At 36.3% G+C, this 18,132-nt stretch carries 13 protein-coding genes; 6 read left to right on the top strand and 7 right to left on the bottom strand.

The features are described 5' to 3' along the window. Nucleotides 1-808: 808 nt before the first annotated feature. From tkt to P3F56_RS00675, 3 genes are all read right to left on the bottom strand, one after another. Entirely contained in the window at nucleotides 809-2,815 is a 2,007-nt protein-coding gene (gene tkt, locus P3F56_RS00685) for a transketolase (RefSeq protein WP_281152861.1), read from the bottom strand. A gap of 1,010 nt (nucleotides 2,816-3,825) precedes the next feature. Next, nucleotides 3,826-4,371 (bottom strand): adenylyl-sulfate kinase, encoded by a 546-nt coding sequence (gene cysC / locus P3F56_RS00680; RefSeq protein WP_281152860.1) that lies wholly within the window; start codon nucleotides 4,369-4,371, stop codon nucleotides 3,826-3,828. Nucleotides 4,372-4,493: 122 nt separating this feature from the next. Then, the gene (locus P3F56_RS00675) at nucleotides 4,494-5,678 is read right to left on the bottom strand and encodes a lipid-A-disaccharide synthase-related protein (protein ID WP_281152859.1); all 1,185 of its coding nucleotides are present in this window, start codon (nucleotides 5,676-5,678) and stop codon (nucleotides 4,494-4,496) included. A gap of 1,148 nt (nucleotides 5,679-6,826) precedes the next feature. On the opposite strand from P3F56_RS00675, the gene thrC reads away from it, so the two are divergent. Together thrC and P3F56_RS00665 are read left to right on the top strand one after the other, a co-directional pair. Further along, nucleotides 6,827-8,131: a threonine synthase gene (gene thrC / locus P3F56_RS00670; RefSeq protein ID WP_281152858.1), complete on the top strand. Its 1,305-nt coding sequence runs from the start codon at nucleotides 6,827-6,829 to the stop codon at nucleotides 8,129-8,131. Nucleotides 8,132-8,232: 101 nt separating this feature from the next. Next, the gene (locus tag P3F56_RS00665; protein WP_281152857.1) at nucleotides 8,233-8,508 is read left to right on the top strand and encodes a MoaD/ThiS family protein; all 276 of its coding nucleotides are present in this window, start codon (nucleotides 8,233-8,235) and stop codon (nucleotides 8,506-8,508) included. Nucleotides 8,509-9,133: 625 nt separating this feature from the next. Here P3F56_RS00665 and P3F56_RS00660 read toward each other — a convergent pair. From P3F56_RS00660 to P3F56_RS00650, 3 genes are all read right to left on the bottom strand, one after another. Next, the gene (locus P3F56_RS00660; protein WP_281152856.1) at nucleotides 9,134-9,502 is read right to left on the bottom strand and encodes a DUF1818 family protein; all 369 of its coding nucleotides are present in this window, start codon (nucleotides 9,500-9,502) and stop codon (nucleotides 9,134-9,136) included. An 18-nt stretch (nucleotides 9,503-9,520) separates the two neighbouring features. Next, nucleotides 9,521-10,156: a hypothetical protein gene (locus P3F56_RS00655; protein ID WP_281152855.1), complete on the bottom strand. Its 636-nt coding sequence runs from the start codon at nucleotides 10,154-10,156 to the stop codon at nucleotides 9,521-9,523. A gap of 71 nt (nucleotides 10,157-10,227) precedes the next feature. Continuing rightward, complete coding sequence (locus tag P3F56_RS00650) at nucleotides 10,228-10,458, bottom strand: DNA-directed RNA polymerase subunit omega (protein WP_281152854.1); 231 nt, start codon at nucleotides 10,456-10,458, stop codon at nucleotides 10,228-10,230. Between the two features lie 168 nt (nucleotides 10,459-10,626). Between P3F56_RS00650 and P3F56_RS00645 the strand changes: the two genes are divergently transcribed. From P3F56_RS00645 to P3F56_RS00630, 4 genes are all read left to right on the top strand, one after another. Further along, on the top strand, nucleotides 10,627-11,334 hold the full coding sequence (locus P3F56_RS00645) for a GDSL-type esterase/lipase family protein (RefSeq protein WP_281152853.1): 708 nt from the start codon (nucleotides 10,627-10,629) through the stop codon (nucleotides 11,332-11,334). Nucleotides 11,335-11,753: 419 nt separating this feature from the next. Then, the gene (locus P3F56_RS00640) at nucleotides 11,754-13,367 is read left to right on the top strand and encodes a SpoIID/LytB domain-containing protein (protein ID WP_281152852.1); all 1,614 of its coding nucleotides are present in this window, start codon (nucleotides 11,754-11,756) and stop codon (nucleotides 13,365-13,367) included. A 393-nt stretch (nucleotides 13,368-13,760) separates the two neighbouring features. After that, entirely contained in the window at nucleotides 13,761-15,125 is a 1,365-nt protein-coding gene (locus tag P3F56_RS00635; RefSeq protein WP_281152851.1) for a TrkH family potassium uptake protein, read from the top strand. A gap of 105 nt (nucleotides 15,126-15,230) precedes the next feature. Next, nucleotides 15,231-15,926 carry a potassium channel family protein gene (locus P3F56_RS00630; protein WP_281152850.1) on the top strand — a complete coding sequence of 232 codons (696 nt, stop codon included), beginning with the start codon at nucleotides 15,231-15,233 and terminating at the stop codon, nucleotides 15,924-15,926. 192 nt (nucleotides 15,927-16,118) lie between these two features. On the opposite strand, the gene P3F56_RS00625 is transcribed toward P3F56_RS00630, so the two are convergent. Then, on the bottom strand, nucleotides 16,119-17,789 hold the full coding sequence (locus P3F56_RS00625; RefSeq protein WP_281152849.1) for an alpha-glucosidase: 1,671 nt from the start codon (nucleotides 17,787-17,789) through the stop codon (nucleotides 16,119-16,121). Nucleotides 17,790-18,132 lie beyond the last annotated feature (343 nt).

The raw sequence follows: 18,132 nt of genomic DNA, 5'->3' as shown, positions 1-18,132 counted from the left end.
TGTTTTGGAAATTGCTAATTTGTTATAATTTATCTTGATTTATCTGGTTGCTTGATCGTTATTTTAAGGTAATTTAAAATTACTGTATCTTGTATCTAAAGCTAACTAGTTTCGATATAATTTTCTGTTTTTTACTACAGAAATACATACTAATTATTTATTAATTAATAATAGTCAATAAATAAAATATATCATATGGGTTTTTCATAAAAAATATCTTCGATATTAACATCTTTTTAAGAAGATATACTTATTCAGATATTCTGTAACAAAATTTTGTATTAAATGACTTATATTCAATAATATGCCAGCTTTAGGAGAAAGAGGATGGGGAAATAAGTAGTTTAGCATAAAAAAAGCACTATCTAAATGTATTTAACCTAATTAAAATTGGGAGCTTATTTTAAGTTCCTCAAAGAATGTTGTCAGAGTTAGTGATGAGAATTATGATTGACTAAATCATCTCTTTAGTTTCAAGGGTACTTTTTAAGTAGGGGTAGTAAAAAATTTTATTTTGGTTAAGTCAAGCTCAAAAGTCCCTCTAAAGACAAAAGATAGAGTTAATACTATTAGATTATCGGAAATAGGATAGTGGGTCGAGTAATAAATTCACTTCTTTTCAGTGCTCTTTTTTTAAAAAGTATTTTTCTACTTGATCAAGATGCTTAGGATCGACTTGTCTGTATATTAGTGAATATGACATATGTTGTTTATTATAACTAATAATTATATTTTTTGAATGCAAAAAACATAATAGCCCTCTAAAATTTCAGAGGGCTATTAGTTGAGTTAATGACAGAAATGTGAATTAACTTAAAACTTCTTTTGCCTTGGCAACGACGTTCTCAACTGTATAACCAAATTTCTTAAGAACGACATCACCAGGGGCAGAAGCACCAAAAGTATCAATGCTGACACTTGCGCCTTCATCCCCGACATAACGACGCCAGCCAAAGCTTACTCCTGCTTCAACGGCGAGGCGTTTCTTAACTGCTTTAGGAAGAACAGACTCCTTATAAGCTGCATCTTGTTCTTCAAATAATTCCCAGGTAGGCATAGAAACAACTCGAACCTTCTTACCTTCTCCTGTTAACACTTCTGCTGCATTAAGACAGAGTTCTACTTCGCTGCCAGTTCCGATGAGGATGATATCAGGAGTTCCATCACAGTTGCTAACGATGTAAGCACCTTTTGCTACTGCATCGATCGAACTTTCGGCTAAGTTGGGTAATCCTTGGCGAGATAATGCTAACAAAGTGGGGCGATGACGATTTTCTATTGCAACTTTGTAAGCACCAGAGGTTTCATTACCATCCGCAGGACGAATCACAATCAGGTTAGGAATTAACCGTAAAGAGGCAATATGCTCAACTGGTTGGTGAGTAGGTCCATCTTCGCCTAAAGCCACAGAGTCATGGGTCATGACCCAAATTACTCCTGCTTCAGCTAAGGCAGAGAGACGAATAGCGTTACGCATGTAGTCAGTAAAGACAAGGAAAGTTGCACCGTAAGGAATTAACCCGGATCCATGTGCCGCTATTCCATTGCAAATAGCTCCCATCCCGTGTTCGCGTACCCCAAAACGGATATTACGATTTTGGTATTGCCCTTTTTGGAAATCTCCAAGACCGTTAAGTAAGGTTTTATTAGAGGGGGCTAGGTCAGCTGATCCACCGATTATTTCAGGTAGTACGCCAGCAATCGCATTCAAGGTTGCGCCCGATTGGTTACGGGTAGCATCTTTTTTACTTTTAGGGGTATAGACAGGAAGAGCTTTGTCCCATCCATCGGGTAAATTGCCACTGACCATCCGTTCTAGGAGAGTAGCATCTTCAGGATATTTGGTTTTGTACTGAGCAAACAACTTATTCCATTCTGCTTCGTAGCTGGCGCCGCGATCAACAGCTTTGCGGAAGTGGCTTAAGGCATCAGACGGGAGTTCAAATGGAGCATATTCCCATCCTAAGTTTTTACGGGTGGCCTTAACTTCATCCGCTCCTAAAGCTGCCCCGTGGACATCATGACTGTTAGCTTTGTTAGGAGAACCATAGCCAATAGTAGTGGTGACTTTGATTAAAGAAGGCTTGTCAGTAACTGCTTTTGCTACTTCAATAGCTCTAGCAATACCATCTAAATCTGTATTGCCATCTTCGACGTGCTGAACGTGCCAACCATAAGCTTCAAATCGCTTAGAGACATCTTCAGTAAAAGCAATATCCGTAGACCCATCAATAGAGATATGGTTATCGTCATATAAGGCTATCAGCTTACCTAAGCCCCAATGTCCAGCTAAAGAACAAGCTTCTCCAGAAATTCCTTCCATGTTGCAGCCATCACCCAAAATTACATAGGTGTATTGGTCGATGAGCTTACAATCTGGTTTATTGAATCTAGCGGCTAAATGAGCTTCAGCTAGGGCTAACCCAACTCCGTTAGCAATCCCTTGTCCTAAAGGTCCGGTGGTAACTTCAATTCCTTCAGTAACATGGTTTTCAGGATGTCCAGGAGTTTGTGAACCCCATTGACGGAATTGCTTAATGTCATCGATGGAAACACTGTCATATCCGGTTAGACATAACAGAGCATAGTGAAGCATACAGCCATGTCCAGCCGAAAGGACGAAGCGATCACGGTTTAACCATTTGGGATTTTTGGGGTTGTGCCGCATGAACTTGTCCCAAAGGACAAATGCCATAGGAGCCGCTCCCATCGGCAATCCTGGGTGTCCAGAGTTAGCTTTTTCAACAGCATCAATAGCCAAAAAGCGAATAGAATTAATGCACAGTTTTTCGAGTGACTGGGTGGCAACGACCATAAATTTTCTTAAAATAAACGTACGACAGTAAGGCAACAATGGGTACCGAGTTTGATAACTGCTAGCTGTAGGCTGCCCCAAGGTTTGTATTCATCATCCCACTCTTGCGTAACGATGGGAAGAGATAGTCTTAATAATTTCCTTTGTGATCACATTTTATGCTCTTTTATAGAAGTTATGTATTGATAAATTATCTCAAATATGGGCATCTCGGAAGAGATTAAATAATCGCTGTGGTATTTGAACTAATTTAAAATTTTTTGAAAATAACCAAATATTTTAATAAATAAGGAGACTAAAATTTTAGTTTCAATGCTTTCAAATAAAGTTGAGGTTAACTTCAAAAAATAATTTTATTTAAGTTTAATGTCAATTATTGGTTGAACTTTTTTTAGCTTTCATGAACTCTAAACTTGATAAAAACTCTTAAAGAACTAAAAAAGTTGGTTCAAATTACCTCATATTTTCTAACTATGAATTTATAGATTTCACACAATTTTTTTAAAAATCAGCAATAACATTCAATAACACAATAGATTTTGTTAAAATAAAGGACTAGAGTTTTACTGAATCCGTTTAATTCTTGACTATATTCGCAAAATAAAATTTAATTATATCGTTTAATGTTTAAACTCAATACTTTGACTTCACTAAACTCTTTTAAATAAACGATTTGTATAAGTTTTAATAAGTATCTCTTATTTTGACAGAGTTTTCTCCTTTATTAATCTTCCACCCTTTATTTTTAGTAATCTTAGTAATCATTTTAATTTTTAAATAGTTTGTTTTTAAGTCAATCTCTCAATGCTCAATTTATAGTCTGTAACAGACTCTGACTTCCTAATATAATCTTTTTCGAGAAAGATTATAAAGAAACTCTATCTTTATCTATGTAGGTGATAGGGTTTTTCATGATTTAATACTCTCTTTGTCAAGCTGCTAACTTAAGGCTAAGTCTATTTCCTTTTAAAGATAAAAGTTTCGACAAAAAAATTTTAATCTAATTTCTATTAAATTGTTATAGATTTAGCCAGATATTTCATTTCTCTAAGTTTCTGCCAAATTTTATCGACACTTTCTTCGAGGGTTTCTAAATCAGTCCGACATTCTATTTCTGGGTTTAAGGGGTATTCATACGGGTCATCAATTCCGGTCAAAGACTTGATTTCTCCTGAGCGAGCGCGTTTGTACAATCCTTTAACATCACGATCTTCACACACATCTAAGGGAGCATTAACAAAAACTTCTACAAAGTTCCCAATTCTGGCTCGAACTTCATCTCGAATGTCACGATAGGGAGATATAGCGGAGACAAGAACGATCACTCCATGACGGGTTAATAAACTAGCGACAAAACCGATACGACGAATGTTTGTATCACGATCCTCCTTAGAAAAACCTAATTCTTTTGTCAAATTTGTTCTAACAATATCTCCATCAAGAACCTCTATAGAATAGCCTTCACCACTCAATTTTTTTCCTAAAACCTGAGTAATGCTACTTTTTCCAGCACCACTTAATCCAGTCAACCAGATAGTTACGCCTCGTTGTTCCATAGTGGCATTATAATCCTATTAACATGTCATGTTTATATACAATCCCGAAAAGGATAACCTGAATGAGGATAGATGGCAATAGATTAGGCTATGTTTTTGTTAGCTAGGACCAAGTTTTGATGTTACAACAATTGAGCGATCGCACGTGCTAGGCTATCAGAACCTCCTTTTTGACCTACCCGTTGCCGCCCATTTTCCAGACATTTTTCTAAATATTGAGAATCTTTAAGAATAGTTTGAATGGTATGGGCAGCATCCGTGAATAAAGTGGGATTATTTGGATTTTTCCCAATAGTTTGCACAGAAATTCCTAACAATCGCATTTGCGCATCAGCAAAACCATAAGTAAATTGGGGACCATGGCCTGGAAGCTGTACAATAGGTTTCCCTAAACCAACTGCCTGTTCTACTGCTGTTCCTGCCATCCCCAAAACTAAATCGCACTGTTGTAAAATATCGGCAAAGGCATTCCAATAGCACTTTACAACAATTGTTTTCTTCTGCTTATTTTTACTGAATATTCCTGGTGACTGATATTGCCATCCCTCGTTTTTTGCAGTAGTTTGCAGATCTTTTTCTCTAAAACTAGACACTAAAGGAACTCGAAATTGTACTATTTCCAGTTCACTGATTGCCTCACATACCTTCAATTGTAATGTTAGGTTATGAAGAGCTTCAGGTAGACGACTTCCGGGTAGTAAGGCAATTGTTGGTATCTTAGGATCTAAGTCTAAATCGTTACCCGTAGGGGACAGGACATCTAAAATAGGATAACCCGCAAATACAGCTTTAGTCATACCTTGCTGTTGTAAGTCTTCGGCGGTGAATGCATCGCGTGTAAATACTGCTAGACATCTATGTGATCGTAAACACCATTGAGTTAACCCAGGTAGCCGCAATTTGCCCTCATAATAGCTAGAAGTAGACACAAGAAAGGCTACAAAGGGACGTTTAGTGAGATAGGCCATAGTGACAGGGAAAATATCCCCAACAGCAACGCAAAAATCGCAATTATAGCGATAATTAAGTAAAAATTGAATTTGACGTAACGTCAATCCAACTAGTCCTGATGCTAAATCTTTGACTAAATTTAAAAAATGGGTGTAAAAAATTCCCCCAGACGGTAACGTTTGTCTAGGCCCAACGAGAGGAATTTTTAAACGCTGGTAAGCGCTCCCTGAACCTACTAACGCCATCGCCACGATGTTAATTTTGGGAGCAATTTCAACTAATGATTGGAGAATTAGACTTGCATTGAGGTCTTCTCCTGTTCCATTACTAATGAATAATACCTGCTTTTTGAGCATGATAGTTTTTTGAGAAATTGTCTATTATAATTTGAAGTGCTTAGAAAATTAAACTTTAATTCATCAATTAAGTTTAATGAAACCAACCCTATCATTATTTATGAATACGAGAAAGTTTAAGTTAAATGTAAAAAAAGCAGGTAGTCTACCGAATTTTTTTTGTGAAACCATTCTAAGTGTCTTAAAAATGTATTAAAACAACTTACATCTGGTTCTTCTGAGAGTATAACTGATCTCTATATTTCGTCTCAGTACAGTAGTGAATGGGCTGGCAGTATTAAGAAACAATATTTATAAGTTCATATTTCATGTTCTCAAAATGAGTATCAGAAAGAAAGTTTCTACCGGACTTAATTGTGTAATAATAACACTAGTTAACTCTAAAATATCGCTCAGAAACTTTATCTTTAAAAATTTAAAGTTTTTAAAAGTTTGCTTGTTATTAACATTTTTACAAAATAAAGTTATGTTACAGCCTGGCAGGTTTTAGTTATCCCAAGTTAAACGAGCAAACTTTGAATAGTAGAACCTAAAATAAATTTTCTTAAATTTAGATTTAAGAAAAGAATTAACATCTCTACTTTAATTTAGTCAAGTTATTTGAATCAATAGGAAATTTTATCACTTGTACGAAATTCAATTTTTATACCTTGTTTTCGATGAGATTTAATTATAGACAGTGTACTTAGGTCGATTTAAGTATATTTTATAAATTACCTGATCAATAGCTGTTTTAGCATTTGTCAACCAATATTTTTTATAAAGTAAATATATATTGCCATATCATTCAATCATTTTAATTGAGCATAAATAGCGATAAAAAAACTTATTATAAGTAATTAACTACAATCAAGATTTTTTAAATCTATTAACCTGAGTTGAGTATGAGTTAAATAACTAACATAAATAATGCATCATTAAGATTTTTTTATTCTCTACATTACTTTTCTTTAAGGAACTTGAGAAACTCTGTTTTCGTGCGGAAAAAGCATATAAAACCGTCTGAACATTAATTACGACAAAAATAGTCGGGTATGTTTGACTGGATAGATTGACCATGATAGTATGCTCAAAAGCGAGTAAAGAATTTACAAAAAATCACGGAACATTTTCAGTAAAAGATTTACGAGAAATCAGGATCGAAACCCATGACCCAGGCAACACAAACTCAAACTAAAACCCAAACTACCACTTTCACCCATCTCGTTTCCAAAGAAGGTGGTGTTAAATATCCACTGAAAGCTCTTCATGTGTGTGAAGAAACCTTTTCTCCTCTAGAAGTGGCTTATGACTACGATGCTATTCGCGCTCAAGTTAGTCGTGAGATCATCGAAGCAGGACCTAATTCCATTTGGCGCTATAAAGTATTTTTACCCGTGGAAAGCGAAAATCCTATTGATGTTGGCACTGGGATGACTCCTTTGGTAAAATCAAAGCGCCTAGCCCGTCGCTTGGGTCTTAAAGATCTCCACATTAAGAACGATGCGGTGAATATGCCGACCCTCAGCTTTAAAGATAGAGTGGTTTCCGTGGCTTTGACTCGTGCTAAGGAATTGGGCTTTACAACAGTTTCTTGTGCCAGTACAGGAAATTTAGCCAATTCTACTGCGGCTATCGCCGCCCATGCTGGGTTAGACTGTTGCGTCTTTATCCCAGCCGATTTGGAAACAGGTAAAGTTCTCGGAACTCTTATCTACAACCCTACGGTAATGGCGGTTAAAGGCAACTATGATCAAGTTAATCGTCTTTGTTGCGAAATAAGTAATAGTTACGAATGGGGATTTGTTAATATTAATTTGCGTCCCTACTATTCTGAAGGTTCCAAAACTCTAGGGTTTGAAGTAGCTGAACAACTTGGCTGGAAACTCCCTGATCATGTAGTTGCGCCCTTAGCTTCTGGTTCCCTCTATACTAAGATTTATAAAGGGTTCCAAGAATTCATCAAAACAGGATTAGTTGAAGATAAACTTGTCCGCTTCAGTGGCGCACAAGCAGAAGGATGTTCCCCCATCGCCACGGCTTTCAAAGAAGGACGAGACTTTATAACTCCGGTTAAACCTAATACAATTGCCAAATCTATAGCCATTGGAAATCCAGCTGATGGGTGCTATTCCCTAGATATTGCTCGTAAAACTAATGGAAATATTGAAAGTGTCACCGATGCAGAAATTGTTGAAGGAATTAAGCTCCTAGCGGAAACTGAAGGTATCTTTACCGAAACTGCCGGAGGAACAACCATTGCCGTTCTAAAAAAACTAGTAGAAGCAGGAAAGATTGAGCCTGAAGAAACTACTGTGGTCTACATCACCGGGAATGGGCTGAAAACTCAAGAAGCGGTTCAAGGATATATTGGTGAACCCCTTACCATTGAACCCAAACTTGACAGTTTTGAACGTGCTTTGGAACGTTCTCGGACCTTAGAACGTCTTGAATGGCAACAAGTTTTAGTTTAGTCTTTGCGTAGTCGTCAGGGTTTCCTGATTTGCTGTACCTGATGGCTACACTCCCTTGCTATGCTACATAATTGGTAATTATTGGTTATTGCTAAACAACTATGGCTGTTAAAGTATTAATTCCTACACCCTTGCAAAAGTTTACGAACAATCAAAAAGACTGTGAATGTACAGCTAGTAATTTTAACGAGTTACTTGATTCCCTTGAAGAGACTTTTCCTGGAATTAAAGCACGTTTATGTGATGAAACTGGAGCTCCCCGTCGCTTTCTAAATTTTTATGTGAATAGTGAGGATATTCGCTTTTTAGATAATACAGATACTATTCTCAGTGATGGAGATGAAGTAAGTATTGTTCCGGCGGTTGCTGGAGGTTAAATTTAGATAACAGTGAACAGTGTTTATTCTGTTTGCTGTTTTATCTTTTATAAGTGGATAATATCAAGCTTCGATTGATTAGATTGGAACAGAAATCATTCGATAAATATCTTGTCTAACCACCTTATCTGAATCATATTTATATTCAAAGATTTTTCTAATCAATTGCATGACTTTTGGATATAATACCCGTTCTATTAAATTTATTTCTGAACTGTAACTGGACCATAAATTGATAGAAAAAATAAGTATAATTTTTTTTCATTATTCGGGTTTTACTTGAACTTAATTACTTGTATGTACTAAAATTATTATCAAGAAAAATACCTGTATATATTTCTTCATTTTTGCAGTACTTTTTAGCTTCAAATACCTTTTTATCCAAAATATTTCTGCCTTTTTTAGTTCTTATTTTTTTTATTCCCATTTTCATCTTTTTCTTTTAAGATTTTATGGATTATGATGGAGGTAAATCTGGTTGTTCTCTCTTTTTTAAAACTGTAAAAAGTTGTTGGGTATTTGTTTGCACGATTTTTTTCTATCACTTTTTGGCAAATCTCGCAATTCTTATTTTCTCTCAATGATTTACTAGAAATTGTTTTGATTATTATTTTTTCTAAAAAAATCAGGATATTTCGAACATGTTAACTGCCTGAAATAATTCTCTTACTATCTCTTCAGACCAGTTTCCCTCGCAACAACGACCCTGGTTGAGAATGAGGCGCAAGGAATAAGCATGGGGATATCCTTCTACTTCTAACCACAAGGAGTCGCTTTCTGCTTCACAAGCAATTCTTTCAGCGTCCATCAACTCCTGAGACATTATTTCCATTGTCTCGGCTAACTTTTTAAACAAACGGCAAAAATCTTTAAATTCAGCTTTAGTCAATTCTATTGCCCAATCTTTGCCCCCAATTAACCCCTGATAAGCAACAGCATTAGGATTCCAGCCAATACGCCATCCTGTTCCTTTTTTAAGGATACGATCACTCATAACTTTAATAAGTCAGCATCACTTTAATAAGTCAGCATCCCCTGGTTTAGAAAGGCCAGGGCTTATAGTAGGAGTTGGTTGAGAAAGCTCAGGTATTGGTTCTATCTGAATTGTAGGGACTTTTAGTTTTTTCTGTTTAGGAGCATAGATACTGACCAACACATCCACTAACTCCTGACGTTGATGACGGTTTAATTCTTGAATTGCCTCGACGTCAGTTTCCATTGGGCTACTTGGCAGGGTGGAACTCCCAGGATAGCTATCTTTCTGTATTGATTCATTCACTCCTAAATAGTCAGCCAAGGTAATTTTCCAATCAAGGGGAATACTGGGTGCACGACGTTTTAAATCCCGATGATAACGGATAAAACGACTGATTAAAGTTTGAACAGTATTAATGTTTTTTGTATCGTTACGGGTATATTGAGCTTCTCTGGACAGATAGGGTAATTGTTCATAAACAATAGCAGCAGCTTCTTCAGGTCGCAGGGTTTGAGCGCTAACAGATTGAACTTTAAAATTACCATCTCGAGAGAATCTAAACCGTCCCCCCCCTATAACTAGACTAGCACTTAGGAGGAAAATCACCAGCAGTCTCATGTTCCACTGGAGATATAAGCGATAATTCCGAGGTCGAATGGTTTTCCAAATCATAATAGATTATTTTTCCCATTTTTTATGGTACACATCGACAGGCTTGGTAACTTTAGTATCGATTTTAATCTTCAATTATCATTAATGATTTCGGGTTGGGTAAGTTCATCTGACATTTCAATGATGGCACGAATAGCCGGTTTCATTGAAGGATCGTCAATGCTGTCAAACTCTTCGTAACGACGACGTTTAGCACGGTTAGCTACTTGTACCGTAATTCGATAGCGGTTAGCCGCAGCATCGAGGAGTTCTTGAGCATGATATATAACTTCAGATGAATCAAAAGCAAGTCTTTTCTGCATAAATATTAAGTAGTCCGAATAACGGGTTAACCAAGATTTATCTAGTCTAACAGTCGTTTTAACTACTGTATAGTCCAACACTAAGAACGATTACTATGTAAGTTATAATCAACCCTTATAAAAAAATATAAAGCTATTCAGAAATTCGCTTGAGGAGATATCCCCATAATGCAAACTGTTGGGAAACCCACTCAACCTTTTAAACTGCCCGCCAAGTCTCAACCTTTAAAAATAGTCGCTTTGGGAGATAGTTTAGTTTATGGGCATGGTGATCCAGTCGGTGGCGGTTGGGTAGAAAGAGTACGTTGTCGGTGGATGAAAGATCCACACACTGGTCATGTCTTGTACAATTTAGGGATTAGGGGTGATCGTGTTTCTCAGGTAGCTGAACGGTTAGAGGGAGAATTTCGGTATCGTGGGGAGTTGCGTAACCAAGTTCCTGATTTAATTATCCTCTCGGTGGGAGTTAATGATTCTCCTAGACTAGGACAACTTAATGGGCGTCTATTTACAGATTTTACAGTATTTGAGCAGCAAATCAACCATTTATTAAACCAGGCGCAACAATTGTGTCCCGTTATTTTTATAGGAATGGTTCCAGTTGATGAAGAAAAAATGCCACTTCTAGGTTGTTTTTACTTTAATCATTTTGATCAGTATCGTTATAAAGAAGCTACTAAAAAAGCTTGTAATAATTTTAGTATTCCTTATCTAGATATTTTTGATTTATGGTTAGACCGCGGAGAAGATTGGTTGCGATTACAGTTGACTTCTGATGGACTTCATCCTAATCTTGTTGGCTATAAATCTTTGTTAAAAGATATTATTGATTGGCAATTTATGACAAAGTTAATGACAGATATACAACTTTTTTAAGTTAAAATATAGATAATATCAAAGATAATAAGTATTTTAAGAGGATCAATATTAATGAAGTTTACCTTTTTAATTATTTGACTTATCAGTCTTAGGAATTGCTAATTTCAGCGTTCCAAGCAGTATTATGAATCTTTTAAGGATGAGTAAATTGGGTAGCGAATGAGTAGCGAACAATTAACGTTTTATCATGACTGACATAATACTGCAAAATTTATAAGTCTAAGTGTTAGATGCGTAACAAAAGTTTTCTCAAGACGGTTAGCAACAATTTTTAATAAGATCTCGTCTAGTCGATTAAGTTAGCCTATCTGGACTAATGGAGAAATGTGAATTTTCCATAATTGTGATATAAAACCATAATTCTGATATAAAAAATGACAAAGCATAGAATAAAAAAACTATAAATCTAGCTCAATATGGAAATTACCAAGACTCATCACCCAGTTAGGGGCAAACATTTATGTATCAGTTTATTGTCCCTTGCTATTTTACTTGGAGGGGTTTGTACTTCCTCTGCAACAGCAACAGATGTTGAGCTAGATGTAGGAGTAGTTCAAAGGTTTGGGGAAGAAAAAAAGGGAAAATTGGTCATTGCGGCTACTAATGGGGATATCCTAACTCTGAAATTTAACGACGATAATAACCAACAACAAGTCGTTCAAACCAACCAATTTACTATTGAAGTGGTTAAAGAACCTTTATCAACACCTGTGCTACGAGAGAAAGTAGTTTTAAGTGATCATGCTACTTTCGAAACCGCAGAAGACAGTGCGAACAAATGGGAAGAAAGGGGAATTAAAGTAGAAGTTACTCAACCTGAACAGTGGCAAGTTTGGGCAAAGCGTGATGTTTACGAAACCCCTTTGTTACGTCGTTGGTTACTAGAAAATCTCAAAACTAAAGGATTCAAGGATGTCTATCTTGAATTAGAAATTTTAGCGGCTACCCCCCGAGCAACTTTTACCGTAGCTGGTAAGATCTATAGTCCTGATTATTTAGAGATAATTCCAGGAAAAAATCCTATTCAAGTTAGTCTAAGTCAAGGAAAAATCCGTTATTATGGGGGGAGCCTGCGGCTACAGCCCAACGCTTATGGAACTTATACTTTAGTTAACAATGTTCCCCTTGAAACCTATCTCAGAGGAGTTGTTCCTCACGAAATCGGACCATCTGCTCCCCTCAATGCGGCGAAAGCTCAAACCATTATTGCCCGTACCTATGCCTTACGAAATGTACGACGGTTTCAGGCGGATAACTATCAATTGTGTGCTACAACCCACTGTCAAGTTTATTATGGGTTAAGTGAAACTAGCCCTAAAGCTGATCAGGCGGTCGCAGCTACTAAAGGCTTAGTATTAACTTATAAAAACGAGTTAGTGGATGCCCTCTATTCCTCCACTACGGGGGGAGTGACGGCTAAGTTTAGTGACGTTTGGAATGGAGAAGAAAGACCTTATCTTAAGGCGGTTATTGATTCTCCTAAAAAACTTTGGGACTTGTCAGAAACATCTTTAGCTAAGGAACAGGATTTCCGCAACTTTATTAGTTTAAAGAATGGTTTTAATGAAACAGGAAGAAATGTTTTTCGTTGGAATCGACAGGCTACTCTTGAAAGTTTAAGTCAAGATTTAAAAAAGTATCTTGAAAAGCGCAAACATCCCTTAGCTGATTTAAAAATAATTCGATGGATGGAAGTCACTGAAAGATCAGAATCTGGGCGCATTTTGACCATGAAAGTAGAAACGAATAAAGGTTCTTTAGAGTTACATAAGAATGAAGTTCGTAGTGCTTTTAATCCTCCTCGCAGTACATTATTTTATCTAAAACCTATCTACAATAGTCAGAAACAATTAAGAGGGTTTGCTTTTGTTGGGGGTGGATTTGGCCATGGTGTAGGGATGAGTCAATACGGATCTTACAATTTAGCTAGATTAGGTTGGGATGCCGAAAAGATCCTTTCTTTTTATTATCCTGGGGCAAGAATTGAACCCCTTAATGAATCGATTGTTTTTTGGCAATCACAACAATAAATAATTAAGACTACTTAAATCAAAGATAGATAAATGCCAATTTGAGCTTTCTTCAATTGACGAAGTTACTGAATTAACACTAGGCTTTCAGTCGCAAGTAAGGGAACATTATGTTATGCCCTCACTTAATACCAAAATGAGGTTAGTACTCGTCAGTAATATTCTTGGCTCTTCTAGACTTAGTATGATAAATTAGTGACATAATACAGTCAGAACTTAAGTTCTGACTGTATTATGTCACTCCGAAAACTTAATTCCGATAAAGATCAAGTCTTTGAAGTCTTGTAGATCTTGAAAAGCAAGACTTTCAGATTTTTTTATTATGAAGTTGTCAAAGACAGTCTAGAAAAGCTAGATTTTCTTGTTTTTTGCCGTTACTTGCTATCTTTTTTTATGACTATTGCTCGTACTATTTGTTTAGGGTTTTTGGCTGTTATTTCAGTGGGAACTATCTTATTAGTTTTACCATTTTCTACCTATGATTATCATTGGAATAACCCAATTATCGCTTTATTTACGGCAACTTCTGCTGTTTGTGTAACTGGCTTAATCGTAGTTGATACAGGGAGCTATTTTTCTTTTTGGGGACAACTGATCATCCTGTTATTAATTCAAATAGGAGGATTAGGATATATGACAACGACAACCTTTTTAATGTTATTAATTGGCCGGCGATTTGAGCTCCGACAAAAATTAGCTATTCAAGAATCTTTAGATCGTCCACTTCGCCAAGAAAATAGCAAAACAACTATTCGTTCTATCATTGGAATGACCCTTGTGTTTGAGATGGTAGGAGCTTTAATATTATTTAACTTTTTTAAGGAAAAATATGGAAAAATTAGTGCGTTATGGATATCTATTTTTCATAGTATTAGTGCCTGGAATAATGCGGGATTTAGTTTGTTTATAGATAGTTTAGTTGGCTTTCAAGATTCTATTACAATTAATCTTGTTATGACTTTTTTGATTATTTTTGGAGGCATTGGTTATTCAGTTGTTATTGAACTATATCTTTTGATATTACACAAAATTAAAAAGCGTAGAGAAAGAGTGTTTTTATCTCTTAACTTCAAAGTGGTTATTAGTACTACAGTATTTTTACTGATACTGGGAACGCTCATGTTTCTATTGGTTGAATATAAAAATCAGAACACCTTAGCATCACTAGATTTTAAAAGTAAATTATTAGGGGCATGGTTTCAATCTGTAACAACTAGAACTGCAGGATTTAACAGTATTGATATTGGAGAAATGACAATTTCTGGATTATTTTTAACCATGGGTTTTATGTTTGTTGGGGCGAGTCCTAGCGGAACAGGAGGGGGAATTAAAACTACAACGCTTCGTATCTTAACTAGCTGCACCCGTTCAGTTTTACGCGGTAACGATCAAGTAGTAATATATAAGCGTGAGATTCCAGTTCCTCTAATCTTAAAGGCAGTCGCCGTTGTTTTTGGTTCAACCATTATGGTGATTTCTATTACTTTTCTTATCTCCTTTATTGAGATTAGTTTTCACCCGGCTTTCTTTGATACTGAGGTCAGTTCGTTTCAAGTTTTATTTGAGGTAATTTCAGCCTTTACTACGGTGGGACTTTCTACCGGGATTACTGCCAGCCTTTCTCCCCTATCACAACTCTTAATCATTCTAGCCATGTATACTGGAAGAGTAGGTATTCTTGTTTTTATGGCAGCCATTGTCGGTGAAATCAATCCTAGGGTTGTTCAATACCCTGAAGAGCGCTTGTTGGTTGGGTAAGGAATATTTCATGATCTTTAATCAGAAAAGTAAGATAAGGGGTGAAGAACTGCACTCTTTAAATAACAAAAAAATAGGGAGGAAACATTGAAATCCTTAAACTTTTTGAACAATCAATCCTTAAACTTTTTGAATAATCTTCGTCGAGAGAATCGCCAATTTGCGGTTATTGGTTTAGGCCGTTTTGGACGAGCTGTCTCCCGCACACTTTATAAATTGGGCTATGAAGTATTAGGAACTGACATTAAAGAATCCCTAGTGGCACAAGTTTTAAATGAGAAAATTGCTTCTAGTGCTATTCAGTTAGATTCAACTCAACCTAATGCTTTAAAAGAGGCTGGAATTTTCGAATTTGATACAGTGATTGTGGCCATTGGGAATTATTTAGAAGAAAGTATTGTTACGACCCTCAACGTAAAAGAAGGTGGTGTTGAATGGGTTGTTGCTAAAGCATCTTCTAAGGTTCATGGAAAGTTATTGGAACGGGTGGGAGCAGATTTAGTGGTCTTTCCTGAATATCACGCTGGGTGTGAATTAGCTTATACTCTGACAAAACCAGCTATTCTTGAACGATTTGAGCTTGATCCTGAGCATAGTATTGTAGAAATTTGGGTTCCTGAGGAATTTCACGGAAAAACAATCGAGGAATTAAATCTTAGGAAGCGTTATAAAATCAACGTTTTGGCTACTGGAAAAGAAGATAAATTTAAAATTAATCCTACTCCCCAAGAAAAACTTGATAAAAACTTAATGATGGTCATCATTGGTTCCAATAGAGATATTCAACAATTACCAATTTAATAAGAATAAATTCATTAAATCGTGTCTATTTTTGAAAACCTAGCTAAGTTATTTTGATTTCTTGTGAATCCTTTAACGAATTTTAGGTTGGCTGTTATATTATCCTTTTTACAAAACTTAAAGCCAACATAATTCCCTTTTTTGACGCTCCTGCTAACAATAGTAGAAGAAGCATCAAATGGCAATACCTAATTACGACTCTCGTTCGAAGATGCCAAAGCCAAAAGGTTCCATTTCAACAGTTCTTTGTCCATTACCCAAATTGGTTGTGGGGAAACTTTTAATATTAGAACCGACGATTTCCTTTCCATATCGAAAAGAAATGAGATGGGAGTTGGTTTGTTCACTAATATTAAAGACACAAAGAAGTTCTTGATCAGGGGTTTTTCGTAAAAAGGATAAGACACTGTCTCCGGCTTCAATTAACTCCACCGATCCATATTTCAAAGCCGGTTGACGATTGCGCCATTTTAGAAAAAATCGAAAATAGTTAAGCATAGAATCTTCCCGTTCTTCTTGAACCGAAACCGCAAGAGACCGATATTGTTCATCGACAGGAAGCCAAGGTTCCTCACTATCTGTAAACCCAAAGTTGTTTGCATCTGATTCCCAAGGCATAGGGGTTCGACAGCCATCGCGTCCCGCAAAATAAGGATAGAAGAAAATTCCAAAAGGATCTTTCATCTTTTCTTTAGAGACATTGGTTTCTGTTAGCCCTAATTCTTCACCTTGATAAAGAGAAATGATGCCCCGCAGGGTAGGTAACAAAGAAATGAGCATTTTTTCAAAAGCCGGAATTAGGGAAGCATCCTCCGGTTGCCACCTCGACCTAGCACGAGGAAAGTCATGAGTACTCATAGTAATACAGATCATTTCTTCCTCATCCGCTTCAAGATGAAGAGATAAATCTTCGATTGCCTCGGCAATTAATTTGGGGGTTAGTTTATCATTAACTAACAAAGCACTATTGTAGGCTGAATGTAATCTATTTGCCCCCCTAATATATTCAACTGTTTGTCGCATTGGATCATCAGCCGCCACAATCTCTCCGATAGCAAAGGTTCCAGGGTATTTATTCAGGGTTTTACGGATGCGTCTTAAAGATTTTATGTTTTTAACCTCGTTCATATTGTGGAGGTTAATAAAGTTAGAGTACGGATTAAGAGGAGAAACTCCATCTTGATTAGGCATTCCTTTGGTACGAGTCGGATTATCCAGTAGACTTTGATCATGCATATAATAATTACAAGCGTCGAGACGTACCCCATCAACCCCTTTTTCTAGCCAAAATTCTACCACTTTCATGATTTCTCTAACGACATCAGGGTTATGCCAGTTGAGATCTGGTTGGCCATCGATAAAATTGTGAAGGTAGTATTGTTGGCGAGATTCGCACCATTTCCAAGCAGTTCCCCCGAAAATTGATAACCAATTATTTGGAACATCTCCGTGGTTAGAATCGGCCCAAATATACCAATCTGCTTTAGGATTCTGACGATCAGAACAACTTTCGATAAACCAAGGGTGGACATCAGAGGTGTGACTCCACACTTGATCAACTACAATTTTAAGGTTGCGGGCGTGGGCTTTCTCAATTAATTCCTCAAAATCTTCTATGGTTCCAAACAGAGGATCAACCGCATAATAATCTGAGATATCATATCCATAATCCTTCATAGGAGATTGGTAAAAAGGCGTTATCCAAAGAGCATCAATGGGAAGAGATGCTAAATAATCGAGCTTTTTGATGATTCCTAGTAAATCCCCTACACCATCACCATTGCTATCGTAAAAGCTACGGATATAAATTTCATAGATTACGCATCCATACCACCATGGGTATTTTGATTGGAAACTAGACATTAGAGTAGTCACCTCAAAAAACGAAGTTTAAAAAAAACAAAGCTGAAATCAAGGGGCAAATTAGAAAGCCTTTGATGATGATAGTTTCGACTCACATCAACTGCTCAAAAACAAATAACTGTTAATTAGAAGCCTCTTGTTTGTTGTGTCGTTGCTATCAACAGCTATTTAATGGTCATATAGTACCTGATTATATCATCAATATTAACTGATGATATCTCCTAAAAAGTCATTGCGATTATTCTATACCTAATAAATAGGTAAATTTTAATAAGCCTAAAATATAAAAGTTTTTTAAAAAGAGCAATTACTAGATGCCAGTCGATCTAAAAATCAGACCAAC

Origin of the sequence: cyanobacterium endosymbiont of Epithemia clementina EcSB, assembly GCF_029919255.1 — a bacterium.
Classification (GTDB): domain Bacteria; phylum Cyanobacteriota; class Cyanobacteriia; order Cyanobacteriales; family Microcystaceae; genus Rippkaea.
This window is presented reverse-complemented; position numbering and strand designations above follow the sequence as displayed.

Excerpts from the sequence above, each read along its gene's own strand:
- tkt (WP_281152861.1), bottom strand. The coding sequence starts at position 2,815 with ATGGTCGTTGCCACCCAGTCACTCGAAAAACTGTGCATTAATTCTATT.
- cysC (WP_281152860.1), bottom strand. The coding sequence starts at position 4,371 with ATGGAACAACGAGGCGTAACTATCTGGTTGACTGGATTAAGTGGTGCT.
- P3F56_RS00675 (WP_281152859.1), bottom strand. The coding sequence starts at position 5,678 with ATGCTCAAAAAGCAGGTATTATTCATTAGTAATGGAACAGGAGAAGAC.
- thrC (WP_281152858.1), top strand. The coding sequence starts at position 6,827 with ATGACCCAGGCAACACAAACTCAAACTAAAACCCAAACTACCACTTTC.
- P3F56_RS00665 (WP_281152857.1), top strand. The coding sequence starts at position 8,233 with ATGGCTGTTAAAGTATTAATTCCTACACCCTTGCAAAAGTTTACGAAC.
- P3F56_RS00660 (WP_281152856.1), bottom strand. The coding sequence starts at position 9,502 with ATGAGTGATCGTATCCTTAAAAAAGGAACAGGATGGCGTATTGGCTGG.
- P3F56_RS00655 (WP_281152855.1), bottom strand. The coding sequence starts at position 10,156 with ATGATTTGGAAAACCATTCGACCTCGGAATTATCGCTTATATCTCCAG.
- P3F56_RS00650 (WP_281152854.1), bottom strand. The coding sequence starts at position 10,458 with ATGCAGAAAAGACTTGCTTTTGATTCATCTGAAGTTATATATCATGCT.
- P3F56_RS00645 (WP_281152853.1), top strand. The coding sequence starts at position 10,627 with ATGCAAACTGTTGGGAAACCCACTCAACCTTTTAAACTGCCCGCCAAG.
- P3F56_RS00640 (WP_281152852.1), top strand. The coding sequence starts at position 11,754 with ATGGAAATTACCAAGACTCATCACCCAGTTAGGGGCAAACATTTATGT.
- P3F56_RS00635 (WP_281152851.1), top strand. The coding sequence starts at position 13,761 with ATGACTATTGCTCGTACTATTTGTTTAGGGTTTTTGGCTGTTATTTCA.
- P3F56_RS00625 (WP_281152849.1), bottom strand. The coding sequence starts at position 17,789 with ATGTCTAGTTTCCAATCAAAATACCCATGGTGGTATGGATGCGTAATC.